Source organism: Allobosea sp. BK604, from assembly GCF_004341515.1.
Lineage (GTDB): Bacteria > Pseudomonadota > Alphaproteobacteria > Rhizobiales > Beijerinckiaceae > Allobosea.
The window spans coordinates 146,128-168,928 of sequence record NZ_SLZF01000010.1; the positions used below are offsets into that span (position 1 = coordinate 146,128).

General features: G+C 66.6%; 18 protein-coding genes. 11 read left to right on the forward strand and 7 right to left on the reverse strand.

The window, feature by feature from the left end:
• Window position 1 precedes the first annotated feature (1 nt).
• Window positions 2-1,222, reverse strand: coding sequence for a helix-turn-helix domain-containing protein (locus EV560_RS27360; protein WP_131859008.1), 1,221 nt, complete (start codon window positions 1,220-1,222; stop codon window positions 2-4).
• Window positions 1,223-1,341: 119 nt separating this feature from the next.
• Here EV560_RS27360 and EV560_RS27365 point away from each other — a divergent pair, with 119 nt between their 5' ends.
• Both EV560_RS27365 and EV560_RS27370 read left to right on the forward strand, forming a co-directional pair.
• Window positions 1,342-2,109: a DUF899 domain-containing protein gene (locus EV560_RS27365; protein ID WP_131859009.1), complete on the forward strand. Its 768-nt coding sequence runs from the start codon at window positions 1,342-1,344 to the stop codon at window positions 2,107-2,109.
• Between the two features lie 8 nt (window positions 2,110-2,117).
• Window positions 2,118-2,381, forward strand: coding sequence for a hypothetical protein (locus EV560_RS27370; RefSeq protein WP_131859010.1), 264 nt, complete (start codon window positions 2,118-2,120; stop codon window positions 2,379-2,381).
• A gap of 80 nt (window positions 2,382-2,461) precedes the next feature.
• On the opposite strand, the gene EV560_RS27375 is transcribed toward EV560_RS27370, so the two are convergent.
• On the reverse strand, window positions 2,462-3,028 hold the full coding sequence (locus EV560_RS27375) for a phosphoribosyltransferase family protein (RefSeq protein WP_131859011.1): 567 nt from the start codon (window positions 3,026-3,028) through the stop codon (window positions 2,462-2,464).
• 381 nt (window positions 3,029-3,409) lie between these two features.
• Here EV560_RS27375 and EV560_RS27380 point away from each other — a divergent pair, with 381 nt between their 5' ends.
• The 6 genes from EV560_RS27380 (at window position 3,410) to EV560_RS27405 (ending at window position 11,544) form a co-directional block, all read left to right on the forward strand.
• The gene (locus EV560_RS27380) at window positions 3,410-4,807 is read left to right on the forward strand and encodes a GNAT family N-acetyltransferase (RefSeq protein ID WP_131859012.1); all 1,398 of its coding nucleotides are present in this window, start codon (window positions 3,410-3,412) and stop codon (window positions 4,805-4,807) included.
• 101 nt (window positions 4,808-4,908) lie between these two features.
• Entirely contained in the window at window positions 4,909-6,099 is a 1,191-nt protein-coding gene (locus EV560_RS27385) for a GNAT family N-acetyltransferase (RefSeq protein ID WP_165923676.1), read from the forward strand.
• Between the two features lie 28 nt (window positions 6,100-6,127).
• Window positions 6,128-7,330 (forward strand): FAD-dependent oxidoreductase, encoded by a 1,203-nt coding sequence (locus EV560_RS27390; protein ID WP_131859014.1) that lies wholly within the window; start codon window positions 6,128-6,130, stop codon window positions 7,328-7,330.
• A gap of 26 nt (window positions 7,331-7,356) precedes the next feature.
• Window positions 7,357-8,526, forward strand: a complete 1,170-nt coding sequence (locus EV560_RS27395; RefSeq protein WP_165923677.1) for a GNAT family N-acetyltransferase — start codon at window positions 7,357-7,359, stop codon at window positions 8,524-8,526.
• 100 nt (window positions 8,527-8,626) lie between these two features.
• On the forward strand, window positions 8,627-10,051 hold the full coding sequence (locus tag EV560_RS27400) for an O-antigen ligase family protein (protein ID WP_165923678.1): 1,425 nt from the start codon (window positions 8,627-8,629) through the stop codon (window positions 10,049-10,051).
• Window positions 10,051-11,544, forward strand: a complete 1,494-nt coding sequence (locus EV560_RS27405; protein WP_131859017.1) for a right-handed parallel beta-helix repeat-containing protein — start codon at window positions 10,051-10,053, stop codon at window positions 11,542-11,544. The genes EV560_RS27400 and EV560_RS27405 overlap by 1 nt, the downstream gene beginning before the upstream one ends.
• 35 nt (window positions 11,545-11,579) lie before the next feature.
• Here EV560_RS27405 and EV560_RS27410 read toward each other — a convergent pair whose 3' ends face one another.
• The 5 genes from EV560_RS27410 to EV560_RS27430 form a co-directional block, all read right to left on the reverse strand.
• Window positions 11,580-12,686, reverse strand: a complete 1,107-nt coding sequence (locus tag EV560_RS27410; RefSeq protein WP_165923679.1) for an acyltransferase family protein — start codon at window positions 12,684-12,686, stop codon at window positions 11,580-11,582.
• Between the two features lie 58 nt (window positions 12,687-12,744).
• Window positions 12,745-14,181, reverse strand: coding sequence for an exopolysaccharide biosynthesis polyprenyl glycosylphosphotransferase (locus tag EV560_RS27415; RefSeq protein WP_165923680.1), 1,437 nt, complete (start codon window positions 14,179-14,181; stop codon window positions 12,745-12,747).
• Between the two features lie 80 nt (window positions 14,182-14,261).
• Window positions 14,262-15,263 carry an NAD-dependent epimerase/dehydratase family protein gene (locus tag EV560_RS27420; RefSeq protein WP_131859020.1) on the reverse strand — a complete coding sequence of 334 codons (1,002 nt, stop codon included), beginning with the start codon at window positions 15,261-15,263 and terminating at the stop codon, window positions 14,262-14,264.
• 69 nt (window positions 15,264-15,332) lie between these two features.
• Complete coding sequence (locus EV560_RS27425) at window positions 15,333-16,160, reverse strand: WecB/TagA/CpsF family glycosyltransferase (RefSeq protein WP_131859021.1); 828 nt, start codon at window positions 16,158-16,160, stop codon at window positions 15,333-15,335.
• On the reverse strand, window positions 16,157-17,137 hold the full coding sequence (locus EV560_RS27430) for a UDP-glucuronic acid decarboxylase family protein (RefSeq protein ID WP_131859022.1): 981 nt from the start codon (window positions 17,135-17,137) through the stop codon (window positions 16,157-16,159). The genes EV560_RS27425 and EV560_RS27430 overlap by 4 nt, the downstream gene beginning before the upstream one ends.
• Before the next feature lie 527 nt (window positions 17,138-17,664).
• Here EV560_RS27430 and EV560_RS27435 point away from each other — a divergent pair.
• The 3 genes from EV560_RS27435 to EV560_RS27445 all read left to right on the forward strand — a co-directional run bounded on the left by EV560_RS27435 (window position 17,665) and on the right by EV560_RS27445 (window position 22,765).
• Window positions 17,665-18,972 carry a polysaccharide biosynthesis/export family protein gene (locus EV560_RS27435; protein ID WP_165923681.1) on the forward strand — a complete coding sequence of 436 codons (1,308 nt, stop codon included), beginning with the start codon at window positions 17,665-17,667 and terminating at the stop codon, window positions 18,970-18,972.
• A 38-nt stretch (window positions 18,973-19,010) separates the two neighbouring features.
• Window positions 19,011-20,420 carry a mannose-1-phosphate guanylyltransferase/mannose-6-phosphate isomerase gene (locus tag EV560_RS27440; protein WP_131859024.1) on the forward strand — a complete coding sequence of 470 codons (1,410 nt, stop codon included), beginning with the start codon at window positions 19,011-19,013 and terminating at the stop codon, window positions 20,418-20,420.
• Between the two features lie 203 nt (window positions 20,421-20,623).
• Window positions 20,624-22,765, forward strand: a complete 2,142-nt coding sequence (locus EV560_RS27445) for a GumC family protein (RefSeq protein WP_131859025.1) — start codon at window positions 20,624-20,626, stop codon at window positions 22,763-22,765.
• The last annotated feature ends 36 nt before the right edge of the window (window positions 22,766-22,801 follow it).

Sequence of the window (22,801 nt, forward strand, 5' to 3'; positions counted from 1 at the left end):
CCTAGCTGCCCGGCAACGGGGCAGGGAGTAACAAGGTCGTCGCGAAACCCGGCAGCGGCGGCGTGAGCCAGCGCCGTGCCCGTCCCCGTCCGAATGACTGCACCTTGCCGGCAAGCGCGAGCGAGTCGAGCGCCCGCTGCACGCTGCGCTGGCTGGTGTCCAGTGCGAGCGCGAGCGCCGAGCTCGACCAGGCCTCGCCATCGGCCAGGAAGGCGAGCACCGCCGCGTGCCGTTCCTCGATCGGACGCGCCAGCACCAGGACCTCGCACGCCTGGCGCGGCGCAAGCGCGAAGCCGCGCTTGGTCGCGCTCACGCCGGCAAGGGACCGCAGCAGCGAGCGCAGCCGCCCGATCTCGACCCGCAGCCGGGCGCGATGCGATTCATCGGCCTGCCTGCCTCCGAAGGCCTTGGCCACCAGCGCATCCCTCGGCACATCCGCGGGCCAGGCTTCGGCAAGCGCACGCGCGAGCGCGAAGAGGACCGGACGGGTCGCGAGCGAAACCGCGCCGCGCGGGTCGCGCACGACATGGCGGCAGGCATCGACCAGGAGCGCCTTCGAGCCTTGCAGCGCCTCGACCTCGTCGAGCAGGAGAGGGCGCTCTTCGCCGCGCGCAATCAGGCGCGCCGCCGGCGCATCGAGCAGGTGCGCCGCGCTTTCGACCTCGGCGGTCAAAGCCGGAATGCGAGCGATGCGCGCGGCGCTCTCGGCCCGGCCGAGCGCGGCACGCGCCTCCTTCGCCCGCAGGCGCCGCATCGCGATCCCGGTGGCGACCAGCTCATGGGCTGTCCTCAGCGCCGGCGGGAAGGGCGCCGGGTCGAGCTCGGAGAGGCGGCGCTCGGCTTCGTCGAGCCGCCCGAGCAGGACGAGGCGGCGGATCTCCAGGTAGCGCGCATGCGCGCCGTTCAGCCGGTCGCCATGCGCTTCGAGCGCCGAGCGCGCCGCGTCGAGTGTCTTTGCCGGCCAGCCAAGATCACGCGATGCGAGCGCGATCTCGGCCTGTGCGACGATGCAGCGCGCGCGGGCCACGGCCTCGCGCGGACCGAAGCCGCGTGCCGCGCGCCGAAGCAGGTCCTTCGCCCGGGCGAGGTCGCCGAGCTGCGCCATCGCGATGCCACGTAGCGCGAGCGCGGGCGCGTCATCGCGCAAGGCGATCCGGTTCAGGGCGCCGAGCGGATCACCCGCCGCCAGCGCACGCCCTGCGGCGGTGATCAGCGAGTCCATTCAAATCCCGCCAAACTTGTCACTCCCACCCTCTGCCCCCTCGGACCTACCACCGTTCAATACGTCGCGATGAGAACGGAACGCGCGACGCAGGACACAGGACGACAGGAGAGAAGGCAATGTCGATGCATGTGACCGGAACCCGTGAACAGTGGCTCGCGGCGCGGCTCGCGCTGCTGGAGGCGGAGAAGGAGCTGACGCGGCGGGGCGACGAGTTGGCGCGGCAGCGGCAGGCACTGCCCTGGGTCCGGGTCGACAAGGACTATCGCTTCGAGACCGAGGCTGGCGAGGTTGCGCTGCCGGAGCTCTTCGCCGGGCACTCGCAGCTCCTCGTCTACCATTTCATGTTCGGGCCGGACTACAAGGCGGGCTGCCCGTCCTGCTCTGCGATCGCGGACGGGTTCAACGGCATCTACAGCCATCTGGCGAACCATGACGTCACGCTCATGGCGGTGTCGCGGGCGCCGCTCGCCAAGCTGCAGGCCTATAAGCAGCGGATGGGATGGACCTTTCCCTGGGCGTCCTCGGCCGCTGGCGATTTCAGCTACGACTTCAACGTCTCGTTCACGGAGGCGGCGCTGCGCGCGGGGACGATCGAGTACAATTATCGCCGCAGCGGCTTCGTCATGGATGCGCTGCCGACCACCGGGCCCGTCGCCCAGTTCGCGGTCATGTCGGGCACCGACGTGCCGACCTATGTGCGCGACCGGCCCGGCGTCAGCGCCTTCATCCTCGCGGACGGCGTCATCTACCACACCTATTCCGCCTATGCGCGCGGCGTCGACGGGATCTGGAGCATGTTCGCCTGGCTCGACCGCGCGCCGAAGGGCCGCAACGAGGCCGACGGCCCCTGGTGGCGCCGTCATGACGAATACGGCAGGAGCTGAGCGGCGCCATGTCGATCCCTCTCCGACGCGGCGGCGCGTTCGCCCGAGGCGCAGCCGACTGGCTGCGCCTGGCGGCCGCACCGACCTTCGCGGCCATGGCTCTGGTCACGGCCATCTTCGAGGGCGACCGGCCGGATGTGCTCTGTTCAGTGGCGCAGCATGCGTCTGCATTGAGCGGAATGGCCGTGATGTACGCCCTGATGAGCGTCTTCCATCTGGCGCCCTGGTTGGGGCTGATTTCCCGTCAACGAGACGGAGCTTCGCGGATTTAATCCGGTGGGTCTTTCTTCGCACCATGCGCGGCGGGAAGGCGAGGACAGCCCGCCTTCCGCATAGGGCATCGGATCAGTCGTCAGCCGTCTGTCCGTGGCAGCGATTGCAGCACATGCACCGCCAACCCCTCCCGCTCCAGCCGGTCGCGCCCACCCATTCCGATCAGGTCGAAGACGAAGAGCGCGGTCACGCATCGCCCTCCCATCCGCCGGACGAGCTGCGCAGACGCGGCCGCCGTTCCACCTGTCATCAGAACATCGTCGAGAATGGCGACGGAGCGGCCTTCGAGGCGGTGGCCCTTGGACATGACGACGCCGCTGCCGAGCTCGTAATTGGCCATGACGCGGCGGATGACGTCGACCCGGATCGACTCGACTTTCCTGATGTCGATGAAGCCGAGGCCATTGCGGAGGGCGAGGGCGCCGGCAAGCCCGTAGCCGCCGATATCGATGCCGGCCAGCACATCGATGTCACCGGGCAGGCGCTGCGCCAGCGCCTCGACAATCGCTCGCGCGCTCGCGCCGTCGACAGTGGCGGCTGCAATATCGGGGAAATCCGTGCCCGGAACCGGATGGTCGTGCCAGCGTCGGTAGGGAATTTGGAGAGGTTTGCCGCCATCGGGGGCGAGTAAGGTAGCGCGATCCATGATGCTCGATGCCTGTGCCGCTTGCCCTAGGGGATTCTCACATGTCCTTGCCGCGTTGATGACAAGCCGGAGATGAGGCTTGGTCGTGCCGGCGGCAGGGTGAATCGACGAGCCGCAATCGAGCGAGGACTATCATCGGCGTCAGCCGTAAATCAGAGTGCAATGTTTCATCCGATTGCCACGCAAGAGAATGCGCCGGGAAAGACGCTGAAAATCGTGAGCGAAATATTTTAACAAATAGTGGGTGGCTAAGAATCGGGTGAATAAATACATATTTTTGCTTGTTCGAAGCTGCGTCAATAAAGAGTTAGCCCGGATTAGGATGCCGCTCGCCCGGCATCGGTTGGGTATAGTCGCGCCGTATCCAGTGGGGGCGCGGTCGTGCGAGCGCAGCCAGCAATCCTTTTACGTGACCTTTCATGGCCCGAACCCGGGTCTCCGGCCGAGCAAGTCCTGCTCGCCCAGGCCGAGCATGCGATCTCGGTCGAGATCGCCACGCCCGAACGATTCGCGTCCATCGAGCGGGAATGGCGGGATCTGACCACCCGCGCCCTGGCAGCCAATGTCTTCATGGAGCCGAGCATCGTCGCCGCTGCGGCCTTTGCCGATGGCGTCGAGATGCATGTCCTGCTCGCCTGGGCGGCGAAGGAGACAGCCGGGCCGGTGCGCCTTGTTGGCGCCTGGGCCTTTGCCTGCCGGCGCCCGACCTCGCTCGTGCCGCTCACCGTTCTGAAATCGCCTGTCCATCCTCATGGCTGCCTCGGGATACCGGTGCTCGATGCCGATATCGCGGCAGACGTCCTCATGCGGATGCTGGACACGGTCGTGCAGGAGCCCGACCTGCCCAAGCTCGTCGAGATCAACAGTCTCGACGATGCCGGTCCGATCGCTGCGCTCTTCGCCGATGTGCTGGCTCGCCGCGGCTCGCGCCATGTCCGTCTCGAGCCGCGCCGCAGGCCGCAACTCGTGAAAGGTCTCGCCGAAGCGGCCCACCTTTCGTCCAGCCGCGAGAAGGCGTTGCGCCAGAAGCACCGGCGCCTCGACAAGCGCGGGCAACTGAGCTGCACCACGCACCAGGCTCCCGAGGAGATCCGTGCCGCGCTCGAGGAGTTTCTCGCGCTCGAGATTGCCGGCTGGAAGGGCAAGGCGATCGAGCGCGGTCACGCGATCCGGCGATTTCCAGCGAACGAGACCTTTTTTCGCGCGGCGATCGAGGGTCTGGCCACGCGGGGACTGGCCAAGATCAGCGCGCTGCGCAGTGACGGCAAGCCGGTCGCCATGCAGATCACGGTGCAGTCGGGGTCCACGGCTTTCACCTGGAAATCCGCCTATGACGAGGCGCAAAGGGACTGCGCGCCGGGCATCCTGATGCTGCAGGAGGTCACGGCCGCGCTTCTGGCCGACCCCGCGATCGCCGTGGTCGATTCCTGCAATCACCGTGATGACGGCTATATGGCGGAGTTCTGGAGCGGGCGTAAGCCCGTCCTGGATATGGTGCTCGATGCGCGCCGGGGCATGACCCCGGCGTTCCTGCTGCTCGGCGGAGCCGAGCGCGCCCGGCAACGGCTCCAGGTCGAGGCCCGGCGCACCCACCGGGCGCTGCGCTCCGCCAAGGCGAGCGTATCTTCGTTGATCCAGTCGAAGCTGCAGCGCCTTCGGGACATTGGCGCGCGCCCGCCCGCGGATGAAGGCCCCACCAAGACCGCGCCCGCCCGTGTCGCCAAGTCTGCCCCTGCCGCCAAGCCCGGCCGCGAGCGATCCGGAAGGGACGCCGAATGACTGTCTTTGCGTTGCGTGAAGCCTCCGGGCGGCAGCCCGCATCATCCGCGCCTGCGCCGGCCATCGACAGGCCCGGAGTCGGTCATCTCGAACATATCAGCGTGGAACTGGCCGACGCGGCACGGTTCGCTGCGCTTGCCGAAGCCTGGATGTCGCTCGCCGCGAGGGCGGGGGTGCCGAACGCCTTCATGGATCCGGCCGTGGCGCTTGCGATGGCGGAAGCCTGGCCGGATCCGGTGCGGATTCTGCTCGCCTGGGCGCTGCCTGAACGAGGCGCGCCGGCCCAATTGGTCGGCGCCTGGCTGCTCATCGAGCGGCGGACGCGCCTGTCCTGGCCCTATCGGGCGCTCGTCAGTCCCGTCTGCTCGGTCGCCTATCTCGGCACGCCGGTGATCGACCCCGAACATGCCCGAGCCGCTTTTGCGGCGATGTTTGCGACGATCCGGAAGACCCCGGCACTGCCGAAGCTTGTCGATGTCGGCGATCTCTCCGACGACCAGGTCCTCATGGGAGCTCTCAAAGCGGCCCTGTCCGAAGGCGTGGGAGGCTGGGCGCAAGTCGAGCGGCGCCGGCGCGCCAAGCTGGAAACGCAGCTCGATGCGAAGGCCTATTGGACCCGCTCGATGTCGGACCACCATCGCCATGATCTTGCCCGCCTGCGGCGTCGGCTCTCCGAGCGAGGCAAGCTCGAATTCCGTGTCGTCCGTGATCCCGACGCGGTCGCGGCCGAGGTCGAGGAGTTTCTCGTTCTCGAAGCGTCCGGCTGGAAGGCCGCGCGCCACAGCGCCCTCGCTTGCGATCCGGCGACGGCGCGGTTCACCCGCGTGATGACGCGCGGGCTCGCATCGCGCGGCTTGGTTGCGGTCCATTCCCTGCGTCTCGACGACAGGCCGATCTCGAGCTCGATCGTGCTCTATTCAGGCACGGGCGCCTTCACCTGGCGGACGAGCTATGACGAGAGCTACCGGCGCTTCTCGCCCGGCATCCTCACCCTGGAAGGCACGACGACAGATCTGCTCTCGGACCCCTCGGTCAGATCGACCGATTCCTGCAACCACCTGGATATCGGCTTCCAGGCGCAGCGCTGGGCAGAACGGCACGAGATCGTCGATCTGGTGATCGATCTTGGATCGAAACGGCCCTGGCGGCTTGCGCTGCTGGTCGGGCGGGAACGCTGCCTGCGCCGCTGCAAGGCGCTCGCAAGACAGGCCTATCACGCCCTGCGCCGGCGCAAGGCGGAACTCACAGTGAAGCTACGTCGCTGGACCGAACGTCCCGGTTCTGCGGCATAAGAGACGAGACTCCCGGGCGGGGGCAAACATGCGTCAGGTAGAGATCGCGATCGTCGGGGGAGGGCTGGCCGGGTCATGCGCTGCGGCGATGCTCGGCCGCGCCGACCACGAGGTCGTTCTGATCGATCCGAATCCGGTCCACCGGCCGGATTTCCGCTGCGAGAAGCTCAGTCCGTCGCAGATCCGCCTGCTGCGCCGCATCGGACTCGAGAGTTTGGTGCTGCCGCATGCAACGCGAAACAGCGATCTTTGGGTCGCGCGCTTCGGTCGCCTGGTCGACCGGATACCCGTCGTCCAATACGGCATCCTCTATCAGGACCTGGTGAATGCGGTGCGGGCGGGCATTCCCGAGCGCGTGCCCGTCCTGGCGGGGACCGTTGCCGAGGTCAAGCCGAGCGGCGACCGGCAGCTTGTCACGCTACGCAGCGGCGAGGAGATCGAGGCCCGTCTCGTCGTCCTGGCGAGCGGTCTGAACTGGGCGTTGCGCCGCTCGCTCGGTTTCACCGCCCGGCGCCTCAGCCCGGCGCATTCCACCGCAATCGGCTTCAATATCGCGCCGCTGGAACGCAGCCGCTTCCCCTTCGACTCCCTGACCTATTACGGCGAGAAGCCGCGGGACCGGATCTCCTATCTGACATTGTTCAGGCTTGGGCAAGGCGTTCGCGCCAACCTCATGGTCTATTGGAACTGCGACGATCCCCTGCTGCAGCAGTTCCGCCTCGACCCGGAGGCGACCCTGTGCCGCGCGCTGCCGGGACTGCCCGCGCTTCTCGGTCCTTTCCGCATCATCGAGCCCGTACGGGTCAGGCCGGTCGATCTCTACGTGGCTGAGAACCTCGACCAGCCCGGTCTCGTCCTGATCGGCGATGCCTACGCGACCTCCTGTCCGGCGGCGGGGACCGGCACCGAGAAAGTGCTGAGCGATGTCGCGCGCCTGTGCAGCGTTCATATTCCGCGCTGGCTCGCGACCGAGGGCATGGGCGCCGCCAAGATCGCCGCCTTCTACGCCGACGGCCGCAAGCAGGCGGTCGACCGCAATTCCGAGCAGGCGGCCTTCGCGCTGAAGGCGGTGACCGTGGAGACCGGACCGGCCTGGCAGGCGCGGCGTTGGGCGCGCTTTCTCGGGCGATGGTCCAAGGGCTTGCTGCGGCGGGCTCTGGCCGTGGCGATCACCAAATTGCCGGCTACGCATATCGTTCGACAGATCGGCGCTGCACAGCTCCGCAAATGAGACAGGCCGATCGAGGAGAGGCTGGAATGGATGGACTAGTGACGGCTCCGCTTCGGCCGGTCGCAGCAGGGGGCGAGCCGCAATCGTTGCGGCTCGAGATCCATGACGGTGTCGTGGCGCTTTATCGGAGCTGGCGCGAGCTCGAGCAACGCAGCGCTGGTGGCAGCGTCTTTCAGAGCGCGGATTGGTGCCGGGCCTGGATCGAGGCGGCGCGTGTCGTCGGCGCGGTCGAGATGCCGCGCATCGTGACGCTTTGGCGTGGCAGCCGGCTCGTCCTGCTCTGGCCGCTGGCCGTGCGGCGCCTCTCGGTCTTCCGGGTCCTTCACGCGCTTGCTGAGCCGGCGACGCAATATGGCGACCTGCTGATCGATCCGGACGAGGACAGGGCTGCGCTCGTCGAGACCGCGTGGCGCGCGGTGCGATCCTGGCGCGATATCGATGTGATCGAGCTCCGTCGCGTTCCTGACGGTTCGAGCCTGGCAAATCTGCGCGAATTGGCCCGCCATGCCGTCGACAGCTCGGAGAACCGCGCGCCTCTGGTCGATTTCCGCATCCTCGCCGCCGATCGTGCCGACAGGCAGAGGACCAGCCGGACAAGGAACGCCCTGCGCCGCCACGAGCGCCTTCTGGCCGAGCTCGGACCCGTCGGCTTCGAAATTGTCGCGGAGCCGCAGGAGCAATGTGCCGCGATCGTTGAAGCTTTTGCGCTCAAGCGCAAATGGCAGGAGGAGAAATCCGTGGCGAGCGCCGGCTACGCGCATCGTGCGAGCGAAACCTGCCTGCAGCGGCTGGCGCGGGAAGGGCGTCTCTTCGTCGCGCGTCTGCGCGTCGGCGAGCAGACCGCGGCGCTCGAAATCGGCGCGCTCCGGCAGCGCCGCTACTGGTCGCTCGTCCAGAGCTACGACCTGCGCTTCGCCAAGCACGCGCCCGGCCGCCTGCTGTTCTGGCACCTGCTCGCCAGATGCCCCGAGATCGGCATCGACGTCTTCGATTTCCTGGCGCCGGCCAGCCGGCACAAGCTGGAATGGTCGAATACCGAGATCGGTATTCGCGACTATCTCGTACCGGCCTCGGCCAGGGGCGGTGTCGCGCTGTCCTATCTCTCGATCGTCAAGCCGCGCCTGCGCGACATCTATCGGCAGCTTCCGTCCAGGTTGCGCGGCCATTTGACCTGGATGCTGCCGGGGTTGAGCTGAGCCGCCGCGCAGTGCATCGGAAGTACCTCCAGCGCCGGGCTCGACGCGCCTGCGCCTGGCGCTTTCAATGGTGGCGCAGCCGGCATTCAAGGAAGCAGGGATGCCATTATCTCTCGTGACGCCCGTGACGGCGAGACCGGTCGATCTGGCTGCGCCGGCGCGCGACCTGGGCGATCGCTATCTCGTCTTCCTCTGCTTCCTGCTGTTCGGCTATGCGACCTTCGGCAAGGGCTTCGCCTATCTCGGCGTGCCGCCGCTCTTCGTCGGCGAGATCGCGCTGGTGCTGGGGCTGCTCGTCGTGATGATGTCGGGCTGCTGGCTCGCCATGCTGACGACGCTTCCGAGCCTAATGATCGTCCTGCTGATCGGCTGGGTGGTGCTGCGCACCTTGCCCTTTGTCGGGTCATACGGCTTCGACGCGCTGCGCGACAGCGTGCTCGCCGGCTATGGCATTTTCGCCTTCATCGTCATCGCCCTTCTGCTTCAGAAGCCGCAGCGCCTCGGCTGGCTGGTCGGCAAATATAGCCGTTTCGCATTGTTCTACGGCTTCGCCGGTGCGTCGCTCGCCTACGCCACCAATGCGTTCTCGCATCTCCTGGCCTGGCCTTTCTCCGGCGTACCCGTCGTCTATGTCCGGATGGGGGAGGCCTCGGTGCATCTGTGCGGGGCTGCGGTCTTCGTCCTGCTCGGGCTGCGGCGTGCGCCGCTGCTCTGGGTCGGCGCCGTGCTGGTCGGCTTCCTGATGGTCTCGGTCAGCCGTGGCGCGATGCTGGCCTTCCTGATCCCGGTCTGCGTGGCGGCATTGCTCGGCGGCAAGCTGCATCGCATCATGCCGATCGTCACGTCCGGCGGTGCGATCTTCGGCCTCGTCCTGCTCCTTGGCGTGCAGGTCGAGATCCCCGGCGGCCGCGTCATCGGCCCGGCCCAGCTCGTCAATAATTTCGAGAGCCTGCTCGGGCGCAGCGAGGCGTCGAATCTCGACGGCACCAAGACCTGGCGGCTGCGCTGGTGGCAAGCGATCCAGGACTACACGCTGCGCGGCCCCTATTTCTGGACGGGGAAGGGGTTCGGCGTGAATCTCGCGATCGATGACGGCTATGTCGTCGGCCAGGAAGGCGGCAGTGCCAGCGGCGCGCCGGTGCGGGCGCCGCATAACGCGCATATCAACATGCTCGCGCGGGCCGGCGTGCCCGGGCTCACCCTCTGGATCCTCACCTTCGCGATCTGGCTGGGAATGCTGATCTCGCGAATGATGGCGGCGCGACACCGCGGCGATGACGATTGGGCCAATCTCTTCCTCTGGATCGCCTGCTACGGGCTCTCAATGCTGATCAATGCCTCTTTCGACGTTGCGCTCGAGGGGCCGATGCTCGGAATCTGGTTCTGGTGCATCATCGGCCTCGGCATCGGTTCCACCATGCTCTATCGCGCCTCCTCCGCCATCGAGCCGCCCCGGCCGCCCCGGGACATGCTCGAGCCGATCGGGCCGCACCTGCCGGCGCAGCCTTTGCTGGTTGGTCGCTGATGCGCACGGCCGGGGCCTTGCTCTTCGTGGTGCTGGGCGGGATCCCGCTCCGGGCGCAAGAGACCCGAGCGCAAGAAATCAGAGCGCAAGAGACGGGGGCGCAAGAGACCATCGGCGAGGCCTGCCCGGCCGATGCGCTGCGCATCCGGCCCGACCAATCGCTCGGGATGGCCGTCAACCTCAACCCCCCGGGCGCAAGCTTCTGCATCCTGGCCGGGTTGCACCGGCTGGAATTCGCGACTCCGAAGACCGGGCAGAGCTTCTTCGGCGAACCGGGCGCCATCCTCAGCGGGGCGAAGATCCTGACCGGCTTCAAGCAGGTGGGGCAGGGCTGGGCCGCGCCGTCCGAGGTTGTTCCCGACGCCAAGGCGCGCGGCGTCTGTGCGCGTGGCTACGAGGCCTGCAGGCTTGCCGTCGGCGTGTTCGTCGACGGGGTGCCGCTGCGGCAGGTTGCCAGCCGCGAGTTGCTGCGCGCCGGCAGCTTCTTCCATGACCGGGTAAAGCGCCAGATCGTTCTGTCCGATCCGCCGGGGGAGAAGCTGGTCGAGGTCGCCGTCGTTCCCTTTGCCTTCCAGGGCTCGGCCGACAAGGTGACGATCCGTGGGCTCGTCATCGAGAAATACGCCAATCCGCCGCAGGAAGGTGCCGTCCGGGGTGACGGCCGCGGTTGGCGGGTCGAGAAGTCGGAGCTGCGCCTGAACAATGGCGCCGGCGTCTCAGTCGGACCGGACGGCGCGATCGTTAAATCCCGGATCCATCACAACGGCCAGATCGGCGCGACGGCCGACGGCGCCAATATCCTGCTCGAGGGCAACGAGATCTGGTCCAACAATATCTATGGCTTCGATCCGTCCTGGGATGCGGGCGGCGTCAAGATCACCGTCAGCTCGCAGGTCGTCTTCCGGGACAACCATGTCCATCACAATAACGGGCCCGGCCTGTGGTGCGATGAGCGCTGCGAGGATGTCCTGTTCGAGGGTAATCTCGTCGAGTTCAACCAGTCGGCCGGAATCTTCTTCGAGCTGTCGTCGCGGGCCGTGATCCGCCGCAATACGCTGCGCGAGAACAATCAGGCAGGAGCGTCCTGGTTCTGGGGCGCCGAAATCCAGATCGCAGCCTCGGACTATGCCGAGATCTACGAGAATACCTTGATCGTTCGCGACTCCGGCCGGGGCGTCATGCTCATCGACCAGAACCGCTGGAAGGTCGGCGGCGGCTTCTACAAGACGCAGGGCAACCGCGTGCACCACAATGACGTGACCTTCCTCGGCACCGGCGCCACCGGTGGCGTTTCATCCTCCGACCCCGCGGCCGAGAATTTCGCGATCATCGCCAAGGGCGGCAACACCTTCGATCACAACACCTATCGCGTGCTCGGGTCGCGCGCGCCGATCTTCGCATGGGACACGGCCCCGATGGACTTCGCGAGCTTTCGCAGCCGCGGCCAGGAGCCGAACGGCAGGGTGATCGCCGGCGCGCCGCGCGCGCCATGATCGAAGCCTAACAAAATAAAAGCTTGGAGGCGTTCCTAGAACGCCGAGACGGCCGGCTTGCCCGTCGCTGGCTTGCTTGCCGGAAGCGCGGGGGCCGTCCGGCGACGGAGCCGGCGATCGAGCGGCTTTTCCACGAGGATGAAGACCGCGACGCCAATGGCGATGCTGAGCACGATGCCGATTACCCGGATCGGCACCTCGTATGACGGCGATACGTGCAGATGGCCGAGAAGCTTGCCGCCTGCGGACAGCACGAACCAATGCGAGAGATAGATGCTGAACGAGGCATCGCCGAGCAGCCAGACCAGCCGGTTGAGGGCGTTGTCGGTGAAGAGCCTGCGGCAGGCGATGAAGGCTGTGAAGATCAGCGCCGCGATGCTGATCCGGTAGAACGGCTGAATGCCCCAGTCCGGCGCGAACCAGAGCGCGGCGAGGGCGAAGGCCGCGAAGGGGAAGGCGTTCAGCGACCGCTCGACGGGCTTCATGCTTTCCAGCACCCGCATCAGCCAGCCGAAGCCGAAGGCGAACATGAACGGGCTGAAGAGATGGTTGAGCACGGCATAGGAGCCGGCGCCGGGCGCCCCGGCGATTTTCGGATTTGGGATCCCGCCAAGGACGATGCCTGCCGCGCCCAACGCGGCGAGCATCCAGGCGAGGGTCAGCCGCGCCGGCGTGCTCGCTCCGAGCGTCAGCAGCATCGCCGCCACGGCGACGTAGAAGATCATCTCGTGCTCGAGCGTCCAGCCGACCCCGAGGATGGGGAAGCCCATTTGCGGCCAGATCAGGTAGGAGCGCGCGAGCGAGACGAGGTCGGGGTCGAAATTATGCAGCCGCCAGGCCGGATTCAGCACGAAAGCGAGGACGGCCAGGCTCGTGAACACCCAGTACATCGGGTAGAGCCGCAGGATGCGCGAGCGCAGGAAGGGCCAGGCCTTCTCGGACTCGCTCACCCGCATGCAGATCACATAGCCGGAGACGACGAAGAACAACTCCACGCCGATGGCCGAGAACGGCCGATACCATTCCGGCAGGGAGGTGTCGGACGAGATGTGCTTCATCAGCAGGAAGGAATGGCACAGCACGACCTCGCAGGCCGCAAGCGCACGCAACCACTGGATTTCAGCGCGGCGCTCCTTCTGCACGATCAGAAACCTTTATTGCTTCCGGCCAACCGGGCCGGTTTCACGCCGGGACCCGTCGTCATTTCGCGCCTCGTGCCGTGAGCACGGCGGGGATGGTCTCGATCAGGATGTAAAGATCAAGCCAGATCGACCAGTTGCGGATGTAGAAGAGATCCTGCTCCTTCTGGACATCGAGATCGCCGCCGCTGCGGGAGCTCACCTGCCAGAGGCCGGTCAGGCCCGGCGGCACGCTGACGCGCAAGGCCCGGAAATCCGCGTCGAAGCTGTTCATGTGATAGTCCGGAAACGGCCTGGGGCCGATGATGCTCATGTCGCCGCGCAGGATGTTCCAGAGCTGCGGCAACTCGTCGAGGCTGGACCGGCGCAGGAAATGCCCGATTCCGGGCAGCACGCGCGGGTCGGCGCTGAGCTTGAAGAAACGCGCCCATTCGGCAGCCGCTTCGGGATTGTTCTGCAGATGCTCGTGCAGCCGCTCCTCGGAGTCGCGATACATGGTGCGCAGCTTGAGCACGTCGAGCACCCGCCCGTCGCGGCCGACGCGGCGCTGGCGATAGAAAGCCGGGCCGGGGTCGACGAGCTTGATCGCGGCGGCCAGGATCGCGACGATCGGCGCGACCGCGATCGCGACCGGCACGGCCACGATCAGGTCGATCATGCGCTTGAGCGCGAGATTGCCCGGCCTGAACAGGTTGAAGCGCAGCTCCAGCCCCGCGGCGGTGCCGAGATTGCGCGTCCGCAGGCCGAGATTGGGAATGCCGCCGCTGCCTTCCGCTACGATGACATGCGCGAAGGGCAGCCGGTACAGGCGCAACGCCTCCGTCATGTCGGACTCGGTGAGATCGGACGCCGCGATGATCGCGACCTCGGCCACGCCGGCGAGCCGCTGCGCGTCGGTGATGCCGCACAAGATCGGCAGGGACGTGTCGGATCCCGGTGCCTCGGCCGGCTCGTCGGCGATGATGCCAAGCGGCCGCAGGCCGAGCTTGGGCTGGCTGAGCAGCGCCTTGCCGATCCGCGCGCATTTTTCCGGCGAGCCGATCAGGACGGTCGGCGCTTCCCACAGGCCGGCTCGCATCAGCGTCCGCCGCGTCAGCCCTTCCAGATAGTAGCCGATCACGAACAGGAGCGCTGCGGTCAGGCCGGCAGCGATCATATCCGCCGGCGAGGTCCAGGCCGAGGTCGCGACGAAGGCTGCCGCGCCGAGGCCGAGCGAGCCGAGGGCGCGCAGCCGCAGCCGTTCGATCGGGCAGGGGCCCCAGCCGCCGTAAAGACCGAGATAGGCATGGAGCGGCACCAGCGCCGCGAAGAGCAGGAATACGCTCTCCGGCCAGTTCCAGCTCGATTCCGGCACCAGGATCATGCCGAGGGCGACGGCAATGGCCGTCGCCAGATAATCGCTCGTCAGCAGTGCTGCGGTGACGGTGGCGCGGCGCCGCGAGATGCGCGGCGCCTGTCCCGAGCGAGCGGCGGCCGAGGCTGGCTTGCCCCAGTCCAAAGGCGGCGCCGTCGAAGGCGATAACCCCCAATGCATGGCTTCGACCCCCTGCCGATCGCGCGTTGCTTCGTTCGCGCGGCTTACTCGGCTGCTTGCGCAGCTTGGGCCCGCACGCCCTCGCGGCTGCCCGCGACCATCTCGGCGATCCAGCGATAGGTCGGCACCAGGCCGTCCTTCAGCATGATGCGCGGTTCCCAATCGAGGACCTCGCGCAGCCGGGAATTGTCGCTGTTGCGGCCGCGCACGCCTTGAGGCCGCGAGGTGTCGTGCTGCTTGATCACGCGCTTGCCGGCGATCTCGGCGACCATGTCGACGAGCTGGTCAATCGTGACGAGCTCGTCCGTGCCGAGATTGAGCGGCTTGTCGTAATCCGATTGCATGATCCGGTAGATGCCCTCGACGCAGTCATCGACATGCATGAAGGAGCGGGTCTGCTGGCCGTCGCCCCAGATCTCGATCGTGCCGCCATCGGCGATGCCGGCGATCTTGCGGCTGATCGCGGCCGGTGCCTTCTCGCGCCCGCCATCATAGGTGCCGAGCGGACCATAGACGTTGTGGAAGCGCACGACCCTGGTCGGGAAGCCCCAGTCCTCGGTGAAGTACTGGCACATCTTCTCCATGTAGAGCTTCTCGAGCCCGTAGCCTTCCTCGGGATCGGCCGGGAAGGCGTCGTCCTCGCGCAGCGGCGTGACGTCGGGCTTGCTCTGCAGGTATTGCGGATAGATGCAGGCCGAGGACGAGAACAGGAAGCGCTTCGCGCCGTTCTCGCGCGCCGCCTTGATCATGTTCACGTTGATCAGCGTGTTGTGCAGCGTGATCGGCGCGCGCGACGAGGTGATGTAGCCGATGCCGCCCATATCCGCGGCGAGATGGTAGATCTCGTCGACGCCGGCGGTCGCGATCGCGCAGTTCTTCTCCGTGCGCAGGTCGAGCACCTTGAAATCATGGGCCGCTGTCGGCGCATATTCCGGGTGCTTGATGTCGACGCCGCGGACCTGGCGCCCCTTCTTGACGAGATAGTCGACGAGATGGTGGCCGATGAAGCCTCCGGCGCCGGTAACGAGAGCGGTCTTAGCGGGCATGTCCCTCTCCTTTGAACTTTGAATGTGAATGGCCGCCGTGGCGGTCCGAATGGCGGATCTGTCCGGGCTTCACCCGGTCTTGAGATGGCGAAGGCGTTGAACGGTCCGCAGCCAAAAGGCCGAGCTGGCCCGGCGGATCAGCATTCCGCCGGCGGAGGCCAGGAAGGCGGGCACGATCCAGACGTAGCGGCGGAACAGGCGGCGCGGCTCCTGGCAAAGGCGGAACAGCCATTCCAGCCCGTTGCGCTGCATCCAGAGCGGTGCCTGGGCCTTTCGGCCGGCGAGGAAATCGAAGGCGGCGCCGACGCCGATCATGACCGGCGCCTCGACGCGTCCGGCATGGCTCGCCATCCAGTATTCCTGCTTGGGCGTGCTCAGCCCGACCCAGACGATATCGGGCCTCGCCGCATTGATCTGCTCGACGATGCCGGCATCTTCATCGCTGGAGAGCGGCCGGAAGGGCGGGCTCAGCGTGCCGGCGACGACGAGCCCCGGATAGGTCTCGCAGAGGCGCGCCGCGAGCGTGTCGGCAACGCCGACATCGCCGCCATAGTAGAACTGGCGATAGCCTTGCTTGGCCGAGAGCGCGCTCAGCGCCCGCATCAGGTCGGGGCCGTAGACGCGCCTGGTGCGCGAGTGGCCGAGCAGGCGCGACATCCAGACGAGCGGCATCCCGTCCGGCGTGACGAGCCCGGCCTGGTTGTGGATCGTCCGCAGCGTCTCGTCGTGCTGGCTTTCCATCACGCCATGGGCGCCGGTGATGCAGACATAGCGCTGCTTGCGTTCGGCGATCCAGGACTGGATCGTCTCGAGCGCCAGCGGCAGATTGATCGCGCTGACCCTGACGCCGAGGATATCGACGCGCGCGGGTTCCTGGCGGGCGCTCTTGGCCGTCATGCGATGGCCCTCCGCTCGATCAGCCGCACCGGCGCCTCCGGTTTGGCGAGCAGGTTGTCGAAATAGGCGATGGTCCGCTCGAGCCCATCCTTCAGCGCGACGCGCGGCTGCCAGTGGATCAGTTCGTTCGCCCGCTCGATATCGGGGCAGCGCTGGCGCGGATCGTCCTGGGGCAGCGGGCGCTGCACGATCTCCGAGTGCGAGCCGGTCAACGCGATGACCATCTCGGCGAGCTGCAGGATGCTGATCTCGTTGGGATTGCCGAGATTGACGGGACCGCGGACCTCGCCATCGACATTCATCAGCCGCACCAGGCCTTCGACGAGATCGTCGACGTAGCAGAAGGACCGGGTCTGGCTGCCATTGCCATAGATCGTGATCGGCTCGTTGCGCAGCGCCTGGACAATGAAGTTCGACACCACCCGCCCGTCCTGCGGATGCATATGCGGGCCATAGGTGTTGAAGATGCGCGCGACGCGGACCTGCAGCCCGTGCTGGCGCTGATAGTCGTAGAACAGGGTCTCGGCGCAGCGCTTGCCCTCGTCATAGCAGGCGCGCGGTCCGTTGATATTGACGAGGCCGCGATAATCCTCGCGCTGCGGATGGATGTCCGGATCGCCATAGACCTCGCTGGTCGAGGACTGCAGGATCCGTGCGCGCAGCCGCTTCGCCAGCCCGAGCATGTTGATCGCGCCGATGACGCTGGTCTTGGTCGTCTGGACCGGGTCGTGCTGGTAATGGATCGGCGAGGCCGGGCAGGCGAGATTGTAGATCTCGTCGACCTCCACATAGAGTGGGAAGGTGATGTCGTGCCTGACGACCTCGAATCCCGGATTTGTTAGAAGTTGAGCAATATTGCCGCGGTTGCCGGTGAAATAATTGTCGAGGCACAGAACCTCGTCGCCGCCGTGCAAAAGCTTGCGGCACAGGTGAGAACCGATGAAGCCAGCGCCGCCGGTCACAAGAATTCTTTTCATGCGATGCTGCCTCCTGGCGGGAAGTAAACGTCAGTAACAATCGATCCCGAGAGTAATGCTCTGCGAAAGCCAGAGCTCTGCGCTCGGTGAGTTATTCCCACGAAGCTTTCCCTCGAGATGACGGAACGTTTCGTTCGGGTTGCTCCATCGTTTACTTGATGTGGCAACGATGCAATTGGCGCTTTTGGGGGAATGGCGCGACTGGCCGCTTCTTTTGGGGGTACTCCGCGACTGGTCCAATCCGTTTCGTCGCCTGCCGGCATCGTCGGCGATGGCCCGGCGGGGAGGCGGGGATTATTGCGGCGCAGCGCGAGCGCCGAGCGAAACCGGAAATATCGCGGAATTCAACGCGGTTCAGGGCGAATCTGACCGGAAACCAGTCGAGGACCCTGGGAGTAGCCCCATCGCTCCCGGGGCTCGCTCCTAATAGCGCACGGTTTATCGCCGCACTGCTCTTAGGCTCTCTCTGGTCCGTTCCCGGCCGTTTCGCCGGGTCGGCCTGGTCTGTCGACAAGGGAAGAGTCGTGATGTCAGCGCGCATTTCCGTCATTCCGGACGAGTTTCGTCGGAATGGCAGCTTTACCGATGGGGCGGCATGGTTGGCGGGGTTGCTCCTGCTCGCGGCGCTTTTGATCGTCTTCCCTCGGCCGGTTCTGGCCGCGCCGGACGCCCCGCCGGTCTACCGCGTCGCGCCCGGCGATCGGCTGAACATCACCGTCTTCGGGCAGGCCGAGCTCACGGGCGAGTCCATGGTCGATGGCGCCAACACCGTCGCGGTGCCGTTGATCGGCGCGGTCCCGGTGCGTGGCCTGAGCATCAAGGAGATCGAGCAGCGCATCGCGCAGCGCCTGTCCGACGGCTATGTGCAGAAGCCGGTCGTCTCGGTCAGGCTAATCGAGCCGCGGCCGATCTATGTCGTCGGCGACGTCAAGACTTCCGGGAGCTACCCCTACCGCTACGGCATCTCGGTGATGGGAGCGGTGGCGCTGGCGGGCGGCTTCACGGTGACCGAGGAGCAGGCCCAGGCGGTCCTGCGTACCGATTACCTTCAGGCCGACGAGCGCGTTCGAACCCTGGAGACGACGCGCGCCGCCCTGCAGGCGCGCCGGATCAGGCTCGAGGCACAGCGCGACGGCCGGACCGCGCCTGATTTCGGCGAATTGATTGGACCGGGCGCGCCGAACGAGCAGCTCACCCAGATCATCAAGGGCGAGCAGGAGATGCTCGCCTTCCAGAACACCTCCCTGCAGCAGCAGATCGAGACGCTCGAGCAGCAGGATCCGAAGCTGCAAACGGTCAAGTCGTTTCTCGAAGAGCAACTCGCGGCCGAGAAGCGCCAGCTCGAGCTGATCCAGAAGCACCTGATCGATTACAACGCGCTGCTGACCTCCGGCCTCGCCAGGCGCTATACCGGCATCGAATTGCAGCGCGAGGAGGCGCGCAATCGCGGCAACATCGCCCGCTTCTCGGGGGACATGTCCGGCAACGACATCACCCGAGGCGAGTTGGCCCTGCGGATCCAGCAGGTCCGCGACGCCTACCAGCGCCAGGTCCGGACCGAACTGCAGGATACTTTGCAGCGCATCGCCGAGGTCGAGGCTTCGCTGCCGACGGCCCGGGCGACGCGCGAGCTGCGGCTGCGCCAGGTCGGCTTCGTCGCGGAGGTCGGTGCCGAACCGCGCCGCGCGCTCTTCGTCACCCGCACCGTCGACCAGAAGACCGAGACCTTCAGCGTCAATGACGGCTCGCCGCTGGAGCCGGGCGACATCCTGCGCGTCGAGCGGCTGCGCGAGCCCGATCGCTCGGCGGAACCGGTCTCGATCGCCGTCCGCTGAAGCACCCCCAATCTCGAAACCGACGAACGGAGAGGCGTATGACCAGTCAGATCCGGCCTTTGATCATGTGCGGAGGCGCCGGCACCCGGCTTTGGCCGATGTCGCGCGAGTCGTTCCCGAAGCAATTCGCGCTGCGCGTCGGCGAGCGTTCGATCTTCCAGCAGACGGTTCTGCGCGTGCGCAGCCCCGATTTTGGCCGGCCGATCATCATCACCAACAATGCCTATCGCTTCATCGTCGAGAAGCAGCTCGCCGAGATCGAGGTCGAGGCCGACCTGGTGCTGGAGCCCACGCGTCGTGACACCGCGCCGGCGATCGTCGCCGCGGCGGCGGTGGCGGGGCGCGCGGATCTCGATGCGCCCCTGCTCGTCGTCGCCTCCGACCACGTCGTGCGCGACGCCGAGGCTTTCCGCGCCGCCGTGCTCGCGGGCTTGCCGGCGGCCCTGGCGGGGCGCCTGGTCACCTTCGGCATCACGCCGACGCATCCGGCAACCGAATACGGCTATATCGAAGCCGGCGACGGATTGGAGGGCAAGGCGCGCGGCCTGCGCAAATTCGTCGAGAAGCCCGATGTCGAGCGTGCCATGCGCTATGTGCTCGACGGCTTCCTCTGGAACTCCGGCAACTTCATGTCGACGGCGCGCACGCTGATCGAGGAATACGCCAAGTTCGTGCCGCACAGCATCCAGGCCGTGCTGCTCTCCGCCGATCTGGCCAAGGATGCCTCGGGCGCCTTCGCTCTTGATGCCGAGCATTATGCGAAGGCCGAGCAGCAATCGATCGACTACGCGATCATGGAGCGCACGGAGCGCGCGGCCGTGGTCTCGCTCTCCTGCGGCTGGTCGGATGTCGGCAACTGGGACCTGCTCTGGTCGGCGAGCGAGCAGGACAAGGAGGGCAATGTCAGCCAGGGCCAGGTCATGCTCTCGGACGCGCATCGCTGCTTTGTCTCGACGGATGGGCCGCTGACCTCGGTGTTGGGCGTCGATGACCTCGTGGTGATCGTCAACAAGGACGCGATCCTCGTCGCCGACCGGGCGCGCAGCAAGGAGGTCAAGCAGATCGTCGAGGATCTGCGGCGCAACGGCCGCCAGGAGGCGGATACCCATGCGCGCGTCTACCGGCCCTGGGGCTGGTATCAGGTGATCGATCAGGGTGACGACTTTCAGGTCAAGCGTATCGTCGTCAACCCGAAGGGCCGGTTGTCGCTGCAGAAGCATCGCTATCGCGCCGAGCATTGGGTCGTCGTCAGCGGCACCGCCCAGGTCACCGTCGGCAAGAAGGTCAAGCTGCTGACGCCGAACCAGCACGCGAATATCCCGCTGGGCGCCATTCACCGGCTCGAAAACCCCGGCGATACGCTGGTCGAGCTCATCGAGGTCCAGCACGGAACCTATCTCGGCGAGGACGATATCGTGCGGCTCGAGGACGTCTACCACCGTGTCTGACCGGTGACCCTTTGACGGACCCCGCCGCGCCTGGCGCGGTGGGTTCCGGAAGACTGTATTGGGCGGATTTTCTGCATCGCAACATAGTACTGCGCGGTGCAATAGGATTAATCCCAGCGCACAGCTTCCCTGAGCCAGCGCAACTCCGTCCAATCATCGCACTCACTTTGCCGAACAACTTTCGCAGGGCGGTCGTGAAGCAGATGAACTGGGCCTTTCAGAATCCGATCCGGTTGGAAGGCGCCGTCCGGCGGCATTTCGAGAGCATTGGCTACACCGCCATGCTGACGCTCTGGCGGCGCAAGCGCATGATCCTCGCATTGATGGCAGTCGCGGCCCTCGCGGCCGTCGTCGTGCTGCTGAAGAGCGAGAAGCGCTACACCTCGAACGCGCTCGTCCAGGTCGATTTCGGCCGTGAAGACCAGACCGGCAATGGCCGGCAGGGTGGGGGGCTCTCCTTCGATGTCTCGGCCCTGGTCGAGACCGAGGCGCGCTTCGTCCGCTCACGCGCCATCGCCAGGCAGGTGGCCGATGCGCTGGCGGCCGCCCCGGGCGGCGAGCCGGTCACCGAGCGCCGGATCCAGGACCTGATGCGCGATCTCACGGTCCGCAACGACAGCCGCTCCTACCTGATCGAGATCGGCTATACGGCGAACGATCCCAAGCGCGCGGCCGAGATCACCAATCTCTTCGTCGACACCTATCTGAGGAACCGCAGCGAGACGAGCTTTGCCGCGGCGCGCCGGGCGAGCGACTGGTACGCGGCCCAGATGAAGGAAGCGCGGACGGCTCTCGAAGCGGCCGAGAACGCGGCTGGCGATTACCGCGCGACTTACAACATCGTCGACACCACGGCCGATGGCGGCGCCCTGCAGCAGCAGAAGATGCGCGAACTGGTCAGCCAGTCCAATAGCGCGTCGCTCGCACGCCTCAACGAGGAGGCGCGGCTCGAACGCGCCAACCGCGCGGTCGCCGAAGGCAATATCCCACCGGATATCGCGGCGCTCCCGCAGATCCAGCGCCTGATCGAGAGCCGCGAGACGGCGCGGCGCCAGGTGGCGGAACTGTCCGCCTCCTCCGGCGAGCGTCATCCCAGTGTCGAACGCGCCAGGGCCCTGCTCTCCGAGACGGAGGCGCGCCTGCGCGAAGAAGTCGGCAAATCCGTCGCGACGATTTCCGAGGATGTCGGGAATGCACGCCGGCTGGAGGGCGAGCTCGAGGAGAGCGTGCGCAAGGCCAAGCTCGCGCTGATCGACAACAAGTCCCGCGAAGCCGAGCTGCGGACCCTGCAGGGGCGGGCGGAGGCAACCCGTAGCCGCCTGAAGACCCTGACCGACAATTACGTGCAGTCCCAGGCCCTATCCGACCTGAAGCCGGTGGTCGCGCAGGTCATGATCGCAGCCGAGCCGATCGAAACCCCGTCGGGTCCGAAGGCTTCGCTCATCCTCGGCCTCGCCATCCTCGGCGCTGCGACGCTCGGCGCCGGCCTCGCCTTCCTGCTCGAGCGTCGCGACACCGGCTTCCATCGCGAGGACGAGGTCCTGCCCGAGACCGACTGCACCTGCCTTGGCCTGGTTGCGGCGACCACCGGAGCCGCGATGCGGCTCGACATCGCGGCGCGACGCGAGACCATGCGCGGGATCGCAGCCTCACTCGGCCTGACGGCCTTTCAGACCAGCGCGAAGACCGTGCTCGTGACCTCGGCCCTGCCGGGAGAGGGCAAGTCGCTGCTGGTCGACTCGCTCGCGCTCAGCCTGATGGAAATGGGCCGCAGCGTCCTGATCATCGACGCCTCGCCGTGCAGCGAGCCCGACAGGGATACGCGGCCGGCGCTCGAGGACATGGTCGCCGACACGGCGAGCCGCCGGCAGTTCCTGGAGAGCCGGCGCGGCGAGCCGATGCCGGTTCTCCAGCGCCGGAATGCCAATCTGCGCAACAGCCTGCCATTGGTCGTCGCCGGGCACATGGCGCCGCTCTCGGTGATCCAGCGCCGGACCGGCCTGTCGGAGGGCGGCGCGGTCTTCGCCAATGCCGGGATCGGCGATCTCGTCAAGGAAGCCAGCTCGAAATTCGACGTGGTCATCATCGAGGCGCCGCCGATCATGCTGGTCGCGGATTCCCTGATTCTGGCCCAGGTCGCCGATGTCGTGATCCAGGCGGTGCGCTGGCACGAGACGCCGAAGGCCACCGTCAACGCCGCGCTCAAGCGGCTGCGCGAGGCCTCCGTGCGCGTCCACGGCATCGTCCTCACCGGCGTGAACATGGCCAAATACCAGACCTATTACAGTTTCTTCCGCTCACCTTCGACGCGGAAGTTCCGCAAATATTACGCGGCCTTCGATTGATTATTGCACAGCACGTGATTGAGCTTCGGGGAGGCT